This window comes from Candidatus Edwardsbacteria bacterium (assembly GCA_031082425.1).
GTDB lineage: Bacteria > Edwardsbacteria > AC1 > AC1 > EtOH8 > UBA2226.
The window spans coordinates 174,480-187,704 of record JAVHLB010000004.1; the positions used below are offsets into that span (position 1 = coordinate 174,480).

Annotated in this window: 11 protein-coding genes; 1 reads left to right on the forward strand and 10 read right to left on the reverse strand. The window is 54.3% G+C overall.

The features are described from left to right. Positions 1–48: 48 nt before the first annotated feature. The 3 genes from RDU76_05605 to RDU76_05615 all read right to left on the reverse strand — a co-directional run bounded on the left by RDU76_05605 (position 49) and on the right by RDU76_05615 (position 4,696). Positions 49–3,813 (reverse strand): adenylate/guanylate cyclase domain-containing protein, encoded by a 3,765-nt coding sequence (locus RDU76_05605; protein MDQ7798400.1) that lies wholly within the window; start codon positions 3,811–3,813, stop codon positions 49–51. Between the two features lie 22 nt (positions 3,814–3,835). Continuing rightward, positions 3,836–4,165, reverse strand: coding sequence for a hypothetical protein (locus RDU76_05610; protein MDQ7798401.1), 330 nt, complete (start codon positions 4,163–4,165; stop codon positions 3,836–3,838). Between the two features lie 78 nt (positions 4,166–4,243). Then, positions 4,244–4,696: a cyclic nucleotide-binding domain-containing protein gene (locus RDU76_05615; protein MDQ7798402.1), complete on the reverse strand. Its 453-nt coding sequence runs from the start codon at positions 4,694–4,696 to the stop codon at positions 4,244–4,246. Between the two features lie 38 nt (positions 4,697–4,734). Here RDU76_05615 and RDU76_05620 point away from each other — a divergent pair, with 38 nt between their 5' ends. After that, on the forward strand, positions 4,735–5,193 hold the full coding sequence (locus RDU76_05620) for a cyclic nucleotide-binding domain-containing protein (protein ID MDQ7798403.1): 459 nt from the start codon (positions 4,735–4,737) through the stop codon (positions 5,191–5,193). Here the strand turns inward: RDU76_05620 and RDU76_05625 are convergent. From RDU76_05625 to RDU76_05655, 7 genes are all read right to left on the reverse strand, one after another. Further along, complete coding sequence (locus RDU76_05625) at positions 5,122–5,889, reverse strand: PHP domain-containing protein (GenBank protein MDQ7798404.1); 768 nt, start codon at positions 5,887–5,889, stop codon at positions 5,122–5,124. The genes RDU76_05620 and RDU76_05625 overlap by 72 nt on opposite strands. Positions 5,890–5,985: 96 nt before the next feature. Then, positions 5,986–9,219: a cyclic nucleotide-binding domain-containing protein gene (locus tag RDU76_05630; GenBank protein MDQ7798405.1), complete on the reverse strand. Its 3,234-nt coding sequence runs from the start codon at positions 9,217–9,219 to the stop codon at positions 5,986–5,988. A gap of 5 nt (positions 9,220–9,224) precedes the next feature. Further along, entirely contained in the window at positions 9,225–9,833 is a 609-nt protein-coding gene (gene nadD / locus RDU76_05635; GenBank protein ID MDQ7798406.1) for a nicotinate-nucleotide adenylyltransferase, read from the reverse strand. Between the two features lie 9 nt (positions 9,834–9,842). Next, a complete protein-coding gene (bamD, locus tag RDU76_05640) occupies positions 9,843–10,550 on the reverse strand; it encodes an outer membrane protein assembly factor BamD (protein MDQ7798407.1) in 708 nt (235 codons plus the stop codon). 32 nt (positions 10,551–10,582) lie between these two features. Then, positions 10,583–12,121, reverse strand: coding sequence for a YifB family Mg chelatase-like AAA ATPase (locus tag RDU76_05645; GenBank protein MDQ7798408.1), 1,539 nt, complete (start codon positions 12,119–12,121; stop codon positions 10,583–10,585). Further along, positions 12,106–12,840 (reverse strand): glycosyltransferase family 2 protein, encoded by a 735-nt coding sequence (locus RDU76_05650; GenBank protein ID MDQ7798409.1) that lies wholly within the window; start codon positions 12,838–12,840, stop codon positions 12,106–12,108. Before RDU76_05650 ends, RDU76_05645 begins: the two co-directional genes overlap by 16 nt. A gap of 9 nt (positions 12,841–12,849) precedes the next feature. Continuing rightward, a complete protein-coding gene (locus RDU76_05655) occupies positions 12,850–13,224 on the reverse strand; it encodes a YraN family protein (GenBank protein ID MDQ7798410.1) in 375 nt (124 codons plus the stop codon). Between the last annotated feature and the right edge of the window lies 1 nt (position 13,225).

Consider the following 13,225-nt stretch of genomic DNA (forward strand, 5'->3'; position numbering starts at 1 on the left):
AAAAAAAGCGCCCCTATCCGGGCGCTTTTTTTTATTGATATCATCTGACTAATCGGAAGATAACCTGGCCTCCATATACCCTTTTCTCAAATATTCCGGGATATTTCTGGCAATGTCATCGAGCTCATTCCTTTGTCTGGCCAATTCGGTTTCGGCCTCTTCTTCCAAACCCTGCATTTTTTTTAACCGGGCCATCAGCCCATCACTTTCTGCCATTTCCTCCCTGGCCCCGCTTTTGGCGGCTTCCTCCCTGGCATCCGATATGAACATCTGGGCTTCGTTGAACGAGCCGCAGACCAGCGATCTTCGGGCAGAGATCAGATAAAGCTTGCACAACAGGATGCCATCATTCATTTCCCGGGCCAGGGTCAGCGCTTCCGATATTGGGGTCGCCGCCCCTTCGTGTTCATTCTGCTGGACCATCAGCAGGGCGCTGTACATTAGGGCATAGGCCCGTTCTCTCTTGTTATGGGTATCGCCGGATATCCTTAGGGCCCGGTCAACTTCCTGCCGGCCGGCTCCGAAATCGCCCTTGGCCTGGTTCAGCTCTATGAAACCCCTGACCACCGACAGGATGACCTCTGGATCCCCCACCTTCCTGGCATCCTCCAGCGCTTCCGATAGAAGCTTTTCGGCCTGGTTCAGATCCCGAAGAGTGACCATGGTCAGCCCATAGTTGGCCCTGATATAGGCCACCATCCGGGGGTCGCCTATCTCCAGTGCCAGTTTGAGGCCGCTTTCAAATTCGGCCCGGGCTCTGCCGTAATCAGCCAACATGGAAAGATCGATCCCCAGGTTGCGCTTGGTCTCCAGTTCGTTGTTTCTGTCGCCTATCTTCAAGGCTATTTCCAGGGCATTGGTGTGATATTCCAGTGCGGCCTTGGCATTGCCCCTCACCTGTTGCAGGCATCCCAGGTTGATGTCTATGTTCATCTGCTGGGCGATATCGCCTATCTCCCGGGCCGAGGCCAGGGCTCCTTGGTAATATTCATGGGCCGAATCGTAATTCCCCATGATATACTGGCAGTTGCCCAGGTTGAAACCGGCCAGGGCTTCGACCCTTCGGTCGCCGATCTTCCCGGCCAGGTTGTAGGCGGTCCGGAAATTGACCGCCGCCTGCTCGATGCTGCCGGTCATCAACAGGTTGATGCCCAGGTTATTATTATACGAGGCAATCCCCTCCAGGTAGTTGATCTCCTGGGATATCGCCAGGGCGGTGCCATTGTGCTCGATGGCTTTGTCAAGATTCCCCATGACCTCTTGAGCCTGGGCCAGGTGCGAATTTATCCGGGCAATGTGTTTTTTGACCTTGAGCTCCTCAAATACCTTCAAGGCCGTCTGGAAATCCTCGACGGCTTTGGCCGGGTCCCCTTTTCGCAGGCATAGAAGTCCTTGATTTTGCAGGGAAAGGGCCTGGGCCTCCTTGTCCTTGTCCTTTAGGGCTGCTTTCTGGACTTTTTGCCACAGGACTAAGGCGCGGTCGGCCTGGCCCAGCATATCATGGATGATGCCGACCTCTAATGTGTATTTCCGGGAAACAGCGCTATTGCCACCCCCGGCTGTTACCTTGACTGCTTGATTGAGATTTTTAAGAGCCCGGCTCATTTCACCTATCAGCCGATAGATGGCTCCCTGGGCACCCAGTATCTCTGCCTTTTCCAAAAGCCTGTCATCGTTTTCCTTTAACGCCTTCAGGACGGTCAGCCCCTTCTCGTAAAACTCAATGGCCTCCGGATTGGCATAAAGTCCGCGGGATTTGTCTCCAGCCCGGTGCAGGTAGGATAGCGCTTTGTCCTGATTGCTGCTGTTGTAATAGTGATGGGCCAGATCCTCCAGATGGAAGAAAAGGTTATCCCGGTAATCGTTCTCCAGGGTCATGGCCACCTTGCCGTGCAGTTCCTTTCTCCTCTGTTTGAGCAGGGTGGAATAGGCCGCTTCATGGGTGGTGGTGGAATGAAATTCGTAGACCCGCCTGGTGTCCACCAGCTTGGAATAGAGCAGCCCCTCGAAATGTTCCAGGCTGTCCAGCAGGGATTGGATCTTTTCCTCCGGCTGCTTGAGCAGTTTGGCCAGCACCGTCCGGTCAAATTCCTTGCCGATCACCGCCGAATACTGCAGGACTCTTCTCAGCTCCTCTCCCAGTTTGTCGATCCGGCCCAATACCACCGAAGCCACGGTGTTGGGAAGGGTCATCTTTCCAAATCTTTTTGACGGGACCAGGCTTTCCCCCTCGCGCCTCACCAGCCGCCGCGATATCAGGTGCCGGATCACTTCCTCGATGAACAGGGGATTCCCCTCGGTCCTTTCCAAAAGCTTGTTCAGAACCTGATCCTCGACATCAGAAACTGCCGCCAGGGCCGAGACCATCTGCCAGGCCTCCTGTTTTCCCAGCGGTTTCAGGTTTATATTCAGGCAATATGGCTTGCCGATGAATGGCAGGGCCAGCTCCGGGCGGAAGTCGGCACAGATCAACAGCGCCTGGCCTGCGGTGGCATCCACCAGATGCTCCAGCAGTTCCAGGCTCAGGGTGTCGGCCCACTGCAGGTCCTCGAAGGCAAGGGCCAGAGGCTGTTTTTTTGACAGACGCAGGTAAAGCTCCTGGATGCCCTCGAAGGTTTTCCTCTTTCGTTTTTCCGGATCCAGCCCCTCTATTTCGGGGTAATTGATGCCCAGCAAAGACCCTAAAAATGATTCGAAATCGCCCAGGTCCAGCATATGGAGCATTTCTTGGATCTTTTCAAGCTTTCTTTCACTGCTGTCCTTTTCTTCGATGTTGAAGACCAGATGCATTTGCCTGATAAATGGCAGATAAGCCGCGTTGTTAGAATAGGAATGGCATTTGCCCTTGATGAATTTGAATCCCTGGTCCCTGGCCAGCAATTCCAGTTCCTTCGCGATCCTGGACTTACCTACCCCGGGGTCCCCGGTGATGGCCACCACCTGCCCCCTTGAGTCCTTGGCATTGGCGAGGGCCTGCTTGATGCTATCCATCTCAGCCATACGGCCCACTAGCTTTATGCTGCCCGCCCGCAATGTACTGGCCTGGCCGGCCTCATCCATCCGCCCCTGGATCAGGTAGACATTCTGGGGCTTGGATTTTCCCTTGACCATCACCGGTTTGAGTTTCTTCAGCTTGATCTTGCCTTTTACCTGCCGGTAGGTATTCTCACCGATGACGCATTCCCGGGCGGTGGCCACCTTCTCCAGCCGGGCCGCCAGGTTGACCCCGTCGCCGATGACGGTGTATTCCATCCTTTCCTTGGAGCCGACATTGAGCGCCACCACCTCGCCGGTGTTCAGCCCGATGCTCATGGCCAGGTCCATTTTTCTCTCGGCGCTGAAGCGGTCCATGGCCTCCAGCATCTCGATGGCCGCCATACAGGCCCGCAACGGGTCGTCCTCATGGGCCACCGGGGCGCCAAACAGCACCATCAGCGCATCTCCCATGAATTTATCGATATGTCCGCCATAGCGGGAGGCTATCTCCACCATGGTGTCGAAATACTGGTTGACCACCTCCACCACCTGTTCCGGATCCATGGTCTCGGACATGGCGGTGAAGCCCGACAGGTCCCCGAACAAAACGGTGACCTGCCGGCGCTCCCCTTCCACCTTGACCCCATCGGGGTTGAGCAGAATCTTGTCGATCACCCTTTTGGGCAGATATTTCTGAATGGATGATATTATCTTCTCCACCTGGCCCAGTTTGGCAAAAACAGCCTGCTCCAGGTCCCCCTGCAACAAGCTGCTTTCCCTGCCGGTTATATGATCCAGTTTCTCCAGTATTTTTTTTACCAGCTCCCGCTGTTCCATTATTGGCTCCTTTTCTGTATCTTTAGCTACGTGGAACCCTGGATTTTATTCCCCGGCGATCGCCGGTCTCCATGGCCCTCAACAGTTTTTTCATCTGAAATTCCTGGCTGGCAAAGTATTGGTGCTGCCTTTCCACCCAGCCCTGGATCCTCTCCGAAAGTTCCATCACCTGTTCGGATGCCAATTCGCCCTCCCGTTGGGCATCGATGATCTTATCCAGCAGTTTGGGCCCCAGGTCCATGTCGCTTTCTCTTTTGAGTTTTTCCAAAAAGACAACCAGCTTAAGGTAGTACCCATAGTTCTTTTTTTGGGTCGGAGTAGCCTGGTCGTTTTTTGATTGCGATTTGCTCATATCCTTGCCCCCGGTTTAAAAGATTCATTATTTCTTGACAGCAAAGTCTTCTTTTGCTATGCTATATAGTGATGGGCGTCAGTTGTTCTGATCCTTGAATTTTTCATCAGTCGTCCTCAAGCGGTGCAAGGCCACCTTTACTAGGGTGATCAGGAGTTTTGACGTTATTTTGGGGTCGGTTTCCAGCATCTGTTCAAAGACCTTTTTGGTGATCACCACCAACTCTCCGTCCTCTGATATTCTGGCGGTGGCTGAACGGGGCTGGGAATCGAGCAGTGACATCTCGCCGAAATAGCTGCCTGGGCCAAGGGTGGCCAGCAACAGTTCCTCTTTATCTTTTACGGTCTTGTATATCCCGACCTTGCCGGAATGGATCAGGTACATCACCTCCCCGGGAGTGCCCTCAAAAAACAGGGTCCTGCCGGCCCGGTAGGATCTTACGAAGATAAGCCGGGATATCCTCTCCAGCTCCTCTGGGGTGAGGGCGCTGAACAGGTTGTTGCCCTTAAGGGCCTCAACAATATTGGTCATTATGTCTTCCTCCCAAAAATAATAGAAAGGATATTTACATGGACGAGGTTACCGGCTTGCGGCAATGCCTGCTTTTTCAGGAATTGACCGATGAGGAATTTTTGAAGATCACCCAGATCATGTCCACCGATGCCGAAAGCTTCATGCCCGGAGCATTGATCTGTCAAAAGGACGCCCCGGGGGACAGTCTCTACATGGTAAAAAGCGGCAGGGTGCAGATCAGTCTGCCGGCCGAACAGACGGATATTATCCTAGCCGAGCTGGGGCCGGGGAAGTTCTTCGGAGAGATGTCTCTTTTGGATAAAGCCCCCCGATCGGCCAATGTGGTGGCCCTGGAACAGACCGAGATTTTCGTGCTGACCAGAAAGCACATCGCCTACCTGGTTGAAAAAGAGCCCAAGATTGCCGCCAAGACTATGTTGGCTTTATCCCGGGTGCTTTCCGCCCGGATCCGGGTGCTCAACGAAAGGATCGAGGACAGCCTCACCGCCGGCTGATCTTTTCCCCGGGAATATATTTTCCTCGGCAAGGCCCAGCTTGTTCGCTATTGCCAGCGAATGATCCAATAGGCATACCGTTCCCCGGTCGTGGCCGTCCGAACCCAAGGAGAACCTTACCCCGGCCTCCAAAGCAATTTGTATCGTTTCATATCCCGGCAGTTCCCATCGGGAACTGATCTCCAGAGCAAAATCATACTTCAGGGCCAGCCCCACCAGGAGCTGGCTCCATTTGTTATCCAGGATCTTTTCTGCATCCGGTCTGAGTTTTAACGGAAGAAGCCCCGGATGGGCCAGTATGTGAAATCTGTGCTGTTGGGCTTTTGTTTCAATCAGGTCCAACATCTGTTCAGTGACGGCCCGAGGTGCGGTCATTTGCGCCTGGCTGTCAAAAAAATTCAGGTGGCCGATCGAATGCACCCCTCCGATGAGATAATCGCATTCATCCAGCAATTGCCGCGATATTCTGATCTCGGTGCCCAGGTCCAACTCGGCCGATCTGAAAACCGGAAGCCTTTCCAAAGCCTGAAGGTAATTCCGGAATTGGTCGTCGCTGTTTATCTGGAAACTTCCTTCGCCGCAATGATCGGAGATACCCACCAGATATCCCTTGGCCTGGGCTATGGCACATACTTCTTCCGGCGTAAGTTTCCCGTCAGAATATAACGTATGGGTGTGAAGATCCTTTATAATCAAGCTTTGGGGCCTGCTTTTCTATTGTACAATTTATGCCTGCTGGTCATCAACTGAATGTCAGAATAATTTATATCCCACCGCCTTTTATTTACCCTGTTAGAAACTGATCTTGTGCCGGGTATCGCTCATCCTCCGGCTGGACGTTCTCTCCAAACTCCTGGCAAAATACAGCTGCTCCCCCAAAAGACTTTTAAAGTCGTCCTTATGGAGCCGGAGCACCAGGCATTCCGTACCGGCCACCACATCGGCCGTGCGGGGAACATCAAGCAGCAGTGCTATCTCGCCAAAATACTCGCCGGGACCCAGCTCGGCCACCTTGTTCTTCTGCCCGTCCTTCATCACCCGGACGTCCAAGCGGCCCTCTTTGATGATGAAAAAACTGTCGCCAATCTCCCCTTGAATAATTACCGGCTGTCCGGGGTGGTATCTTTCAGGAACAAGACGGGAGGCGGCCATGGCCACCTGAGCCGGGGCGAACTCGGCGAATAACGGCAGCCTTATCAGAAAGTCCCGGTTCTCTATCAGCCGATCGATGCGGACCGCCAGGTCCACCTTTCTGGCCATCAGGGATTCGAAATCCTTCCGTTCCAGAACCAGCAGGGAGCAATCGGCCACGGCTTTTACCGAGGCGGTTCGGGGGACGTTTTTGATCAGGGCGATCTCGCCGAAATAATCCCCGCGGGTAAGGTTGGCTGCCATCAGATCGGGCTCGCCTGTGCGGGATATTACAACCTCCACCTGGCCGGATTTGACGATATAGAACTTGTCGCCCGGTTCGCCCTGCCGTATGATCATCTCTCCGGAACGGACCCTTTCCTCCTTGAGGTGGGAATAGAACAGGGCTGTTTCCTCTTCGCTCAATTCCCAAAACCTGGCCACCCCGGCAATGACATTCTGGGCGTCGCGCTTCTCCTGTTTGAGGTTGGCCACAGCCATATCCCTGGCCCACAGAGAGTCCTTCATTAAATACTGCTGGGCTATCTCCCGCTCCTCCCAGTAAAGGCTTTGATAGGCCGTTTTTATTGTATTCCTGGCAAAATAAACGCCCACCTCATGGGAAAGGTAATTCAACACTTCATCCAGCATGCCCCGGAAAGCCAGGCTCCGGTCGACTATACCGACACTGCGCTCGAATCGCTCCTCGCTCCGGCTGCCGTAAAGGCGGATCGGCCAGTTCTTTTCTATCATGATCAGATTAAGGCGGTCGTCCATCGCCCGGGCCTGCCCCTGGCCGAAAAACGAGGCAAAATAACTGCTGGCCATCCGGTAGATCTTTACGGCGGCCTGGCGCATCCTTCTTTTTTCGGACGATGCCGGCTCAAAGCTTGCGCTCTCCGGGAGCCAGCGGGCGCTTTTTATTATCAAATACAGCCAAAACACGGCAAACACCAGAAGCAGCGCGGCAAGAAAACCAAAATTGAACAGCGAAAATATAAGTATGATGTTCCAGGAGATGATACCCAGCAAAAAATACATCCAAAAATATTCCAGCGAAGAACCCATATTGTGCCACACCAGGGACAACAGCATCAAAAAAGCGGTGGTGGAAAGCATTATGGACAGGGACCGCCAAGTGGACATTCCGTGAAAATATCCCACCAATACCAGTATTCCGAACCACAGCCCGCCCCATAATATACGCTGCCACTGCCGCCAGCGGCGCAGGCTGGAAAAGGAAAATTGGGTATAGGTGGCGGCGAACAATGCCACCGACCCGAGCAGCCAAGCGGCCGGCCGGAGATCAACCGGAAATATCTTTATGAATAAGCTTCCCAAGGCCGCCAGAAGAAGCCCCATCAACACCAGCCACAATGAAGATCCCTTATAATAGGAATAAACCCTCTGGGAAAGCGCCCCCAGCGCCAGGGCAAAGATAATCGAGATGACGACGGCCGGCCAGCCTTGAATATGGCTGTATATGAAGCTGCCCAGCAGGCATAAAAGGAAAAGGGCGCCGGCCATGGCTGCCGGTCTGCGATATATCAGATCAGTAAAGCCCCTCCAGAGGCTGACCGCCATAAGTTTTATCTTTTTATAAGCGGCTCCCAACGCCGCCAAGATTATCACACCAACTCCCAATAGAAGGATCAGGCGCAGCTGCTGGCTGGTGGCATTGAATAAATGGCTCCCTATCTGCTGGGCTCTTATCCGCCAGAAATACCCTACGATGGCCAGGGCCAGAGCCGACCAAACGATGGCACCCAGGCCGTAAGCCGTAAAGACCTTGTCCTGCCAGCTAAACGGCTCTTTGGCCCTGATCTTAGGCCATAACCGTTTTTTGACGAAATCGGAGGCCTTGGCCTTAAGGCCGGGAATCTCCAGCCAGTCAATCAGAACGTAATATCCGTCCAGCTCCAGCAGCGGATTGAGATTGAGGAACACCGTCAGGTAGGACAGGAAGGCGAATTTATAAAGCAGCGGATTGATGAACAGATGGGGAAATATCATTATTACGGCCGACAGGACCCCGGCGATAAAGGCCTGGGAGAAAGGCCCGATCAGGGATATCAGAACCCTTTTTCGCTTGGGCAGCAGCCAGGAGTCCGTGATATCAACATAGAAGGACGGAAAGACTGTGTTTATGATCACACCGCCGCTGTTGATGCGCCGCCCGTAATGTTTGCAGGCCAGGGCGTGTGATAGCTCATGGGCCACAATGGAAACGTAATTGAGAAGCACCAGCACCGCCAGCCCTAAAACGACCGAGCCGGACGATTTAAACAGGCTGTATTCTCCGGCCCCGAATAGGTGGGCAAACATGAATAACCCTGCCAGGGAAAAGACGGCGGCCACTACCTGCACCGGCCTGAAATAGAACAGTTTGAAGCCTTTTTCATACAGCCAGGTGATGCCGTTGTCCAGATTTGCAACCGGCCACTGCCGCCGGGGCAGCGATTTTAAGAGAGCAATAAGCTTGACCAGTGGTTTATCAAGTTTGATCCTCTTGAGAAGCCTGCTGTAAAAAGATCTCGGGCTTTGGGAAAGAAAGCCCCCTTTGAAGAGCTCCTGCACCAGGGTCCCCAGCCTGGAGAAGGCCAGAGCACCGTATTTCCTGAAATACTCCACCAGGACCTCCTGGACCGTCCGGCTGCCGTCGAGCAGTGTGAACAGGAAATGATCCTTGGCTGAAAGGCGGATATAGCCGGCTCCGCCGGGGGATTTCAGAACATAAAACTCTTTGCCGTCGCGACTGATAAAACTGGCCTCCTCGCATCCCGGCCGGATAGCCGGTCGGCTTTTGGCAAAATCCATCTTGTCGGCCAGATTTTGCCAGAATGAAATTGATGATGGAGAATTATTGTTCTGGGAGTCCATCGTTTTATCGCACATATCAGTCATTTATCTTTATAGAGCCCCTGCTGCTGGATGTATTGTCTGACCCTGGGAGGCACCAAGTATTCTATACTGGCACCGCGAAAGATTCTCCCCCGAATATCTGAAGCGCTGATCTCGATAAGCGGGACCGTCAGAAAACCCGTCTCCTTCCTCCATTTGCTCTCAACCTCCACGGTCCTGTACCCGGGCCGGGACATGACCACCACTTGGCATATTTTCAATATCTCCTCGGGCTTCCTCCAGGTGGAAAGGGCCAAAGCCTGATCCAGGCCGATCAATAGGTATAATTCTGAACCGGGGAACATTTTTTTTAACTTCTTCAGGCTTTCTACCGTATACGAGGCGCACTGAGATGCCAGTTCGATATCTGAAACCGTAAAATGCTTATTGCCCGTAATGCCCAGCTGGACCATTTTAAATCTTATTGCGGGCGGGGATATCTTCCAGTTGCATTTATGGGGCGGCTTCCCGGCCGGAACGAATATCAGCCGGTCCAGCCCCAGGGCCTCCAGGGCGCTCTGGGCGGCTATCAAGTGTCCGTAATGGATGGGATCGAAGGTGCCACCGAAGATCCCGATCTTTTTTGTTTTATTTTCGATCACCACCATGTAGACGGCCTAGTTGGTCTGGTCGCTCTTGGTGCTGTCAGCCGCTGGCTCCGGTTTTGCCGGGGCCGTTTTTTTCAGCAGCGGTTCGATCTGCAGCAGCATCTGGCCCGATTTTCCGGCCCAGGAAGTTCCGGGATAATCCTTGATGACGCCCTGGAAATATATCTGGGCCGGGGAATATTGTTTCATCTTGAAATATATCAAGCCTGACTCGTAATCCTTGTGGGCCAGCTTTTCGTTTACTTGCAGCAGCAGCTTCTGGGCATCCTCCTGGCCCTCCGGGTAGCGCTCAAAATACAACTGCAGAGTGCTTTTGGCTTTTTCGGCGGTCTCGCTTTGGTCCAGGGCATAGTTGGGCGACATTTTGTAATAAGCGTAAGCCATGCGATAAAGGCCCTTTTCGGCCATGGGGCTGGAAGGATAGTCGGAGGTCAAATGCTGGTACTCGTCAACCGCCGCGGCATAATCCTTGGTGTTAAAATAGCATTCCCCCAGGTAATACGAAGCCTCGGCGGCCACCCTGGTGCCGGAGTAGTTATAAACGATCTCTTTGAAATCGTCTATGGCATCCACATATTTCTTCTGGTTGTAAAACTCCATGCCCCTGGCAAAAGTGTCCTCGGCATCAAGTTTGGCCACCGCCTTTTTCCCGCCGCAGGAGATCATTGACAACATTATCAACAGCGCCGCCGTTATGGATAGGATACCTTTTTGCATTTACTGCTCCTTGTATTGTGAGATTGAATATTTCACTGGCCCCACACGTTCCGGTCCAGGCTGCGGTATTGTATGGCCTCGGCTATCTGGGCCGGGGAGATGTTTTCCGACCCGTCCAGATCGGCAATGGTGCGCGACACCTTGAGTATCCGGTCGTAGGCCCTGGCCGACAAGCCGAATTTGTTGATGGCATTGCGCAGCATTTCATCGCTGGATTCATCGATGGTGCAGAATTTACGGATATCTTTTGACTGCATATGGGCGTTGCAGAAGATGTTCTTCCGGCCCTGAAACCTTTTAAGCTGTACATCCCGGGCCTGGTCAACCCTGGATTGAATGGCCCCGGAGCATTCCCCGGGTTCTTTTTGGGTAAGCTCCTGGTACTTGAGGGCCGGCACTTCTATATGGATGTCTATCCTGTCCAGCAGCGGGCCGGAGACCTTGGACATGTATTTTTGAATGCTCTGGGGGCTGCAGTTGCACTCGTGGTTGGGGTCGGTGTAATACCCGCAGGGACAGGGATTCATGGCGGCGGCCAGCATGAACCAGGCCGGAAAGGTCAGGGACATGGCCGCCCTCGATATGGTCACCTTCCCGTCCTCCAGCGGCTGGCGCATCACCTCCAGCACGTTCTTGTTGAACTCAGGCAGCTCGTCCAGGAACAGCACCCCGTGATGGGCCAGGGAGACCTCGCCCGGCCGAGGATGGGCGCCCCCGCCGATCAGTCCGGCGTCGCTGATGGTGTGGTGCGGGGTCCGGAAAGGCCTGGTGGCCACCAGGGCCGAATTGACCGGCAGCAGGCCGGCCACGCTGTGGATCTTGGTGGTCTCCAGGGCTTCGGCCAGGGACATCTTGGGCAGAATGGTGGGAAGCCTCCTGGCCAGCATGGTCTTGCCGGACCCCGGCGGTCCGATCATCAGGATATTGTGGCCGCCGGCGGCCGCCACCTCCAGGGCCCTCTTGACATGGGCCTGGCCCTTGACATCGGAGAAATCCACCGGGTAAACTGCGCTGTCGCTGAAGATCCTGTTCAGGTCGACCCGGTGGGCCTCTATCACGGTCTCTTTATTGAAGAAAGCCACCGCCTGCTTCAGGGTGTTGACCGGATAGATCTCTATCCCCTCCACGATGGCGGCCTCCTGGGCATTTGCGGCCGGCAGCATCAGCCCCTTGAACCCGGCATCCCTCATGGCCGCTGCTATCGGCAGGCTGCCCCGCACCGGCCTTAAGCTGCCGTCCAGGGAGAGCTCGCCCAGTATGGCGATCTTGTCGAAGTCGTCGCCCAGCACCTGCTGGTGGGCCGCCAGGATCCCCAGGGCGATGGGAAGATCGAAAGCCGATCCCTCTTTTTTAATATCGGCCGGCGCTAGGTTGACGGTGATCCGCTTCAGGGGGAAGACAAAATTGGAGTTTTTTATGGCGCTCTCCACCCGCTCCCGTGATTCCTTGACCGCGTTGTCCGGCAGACCCACCATGGCAAATCCGGGAATGGTGGAGCCCAGATCGGTCTCGATCTCCACCGGATAGGCGTCTATGCCCAGCACCGCCGCGGATATCAGTTTTGACAGCATTTGAATGGATCCGATCGGAGGATATTCCATTTATTCAGGCGGTACAGCAGGGCCGTTTTCAGGCATCCTGCGCCGTACCCCAGACTGCGGAAAAAGTTTATCGAGGAGGCCTCCTTGAAATATTTGGTGGGGCAGGTCACCTCGGCCACCCGGAAATCATGGTACAGGATCTGGGACAGCATCTGATTATCGAACACAAAATCGTCGCTGTTGGCCTGCCAACCTACCCTCTGCAGCACCTCCCGGCTGAAGGCCCGGTATCCGGTATGGTATTCCGAAAGCTTTTGCCCCATCAGGATGTTCTGGACCATGGTCAGCAGCCGGTTGGCGTAATATTTATAACGGGGCATCCCTCCCTGGATGGCCTTGCCGCCCAGTATCCGGGAGCCCAGCACCACGTCGTATTCTCCGGACTCTATAAGATCGATCATGGCCGGTATCAGCTTGGGGGTGTACTGGTAATCGGGGTGCAGCATGATGATGATATCGGCCCCCAGCTCCAGGGCCTTTTTATAGCAGGTCTTCTGGTTGGCGCCGTAGCCCCGGTTGCTCTGGTGAAGATGGGTCTCTATGCCCAGTTCACGGGCCACCGCCACCGTCTGGTCGTTGCTGGCATCATCCACCAGGATCACCTTGTCCACCACGGACAGCGGGATCTCCCGGTAGGTATCGGCCAGCGTTCGGGAGGCATTATAAGCCGGAAGGACTACAACTACCATCTTCACCAATCATCTGGGATTGATACGGAAAGCGTCCTCGATGTGCTCCATTATCTTTTTCCCGCCGGTAAATTTTATGGCCACCACGTCGAAACGGCAGTCGGCTTTTCCATAAAGATCTTTCAGGTACAGGTATTTCTTGGCCAGCCGGCCGATCTGCCTCTGTTTGCTTATTCCCACAGCCTGGACCGGCTGGCCGTATTCTTCCGAGAACCGGGTCTTGACCTCTATGAATACTATGATCGGCCCGTCCCGGGCTATTATGTCGATCTCTCCGTCCCGCCCGGAGTGCCAGTTTCTCTCATCTATGACATAACCCTTTTGCGACAAAAAAGAGACGGCCAGTTCCTCCCCCCATTTACCGGCGGACGGCGTCTCTTTCATT

Bases quoted from the DNA above. Each gene is read 5' to 3' on its own strand.
- RDU76_05605 (MDQ7798400.1), bottom strand. From the start codon at position 3,813: ATGGAACAGCGGGAGCTGGTAAAAAAAATACTGGAGAAACTGGATCAT.
- RDU76_05610 (MDQ7798401.1), bottom strand. From the start codon at position 4,165: ATGAGCAAATCGCAATCAAAAAACGACCAGGCTACTCCGACCCAAAAA.
- RDU76_05615 (MDQ7798402.1), bottom strand. From the start codon at position 4,696: ATGACCAATATTGTTGAGGCCCTTAAGGGCAACAACCTGTTCAGCGCC.
- RDU76_05620 (MDQ7798403.1), top strand. From the start codon at position 4,735: ATGGACGAGGTTACCGGCTTGCGGCAATGCCTGCTTTTTCAGGAATTG.
- RDU76_05630 (MDQ7798405.1), bottom strand. From the start codon at position 9,219: ATGTGCGATAAAACGATGGACTCCCAGAACAATAATTCTCCATCATCA.
- nadD (MDQ7798406.1), bottom strand. From the start codon at position 9,833: ATGGTGGTGATCGAAAATAAAACAAAAAAGATCGGGATCTTCGGTGGC.
- bamD (MDQ7798407.1), bottom strand. From the start codon at position 10,550: ATGCAAAAAGGTATCCTATCCATAACGGCGGCGCTGTTGATAATGTTG.
- RDU76_05645 (MDQ7798408.1), bottom strand. From the start codon at position 12,121: ATGCTGTCAAAACTGATATCCGCGGCGGTGCTGGGCATAGACGCCTAT.
- RDU76_05650 (MDQ7798409.1), bottom strand. From the start codon at position 12,840: ATGGTAGTTGTAGTCCTTCCGGCTTATAATGCCTCCCGAACGCTGGCC.
- RDU76_05655 (MDQ7798410.1), bottom strand. From the start codon at position 13,224: ATGAAAGAGACGCCGTCCGCCGGTAAATGGGGGGAGGAACTGGCCGTC.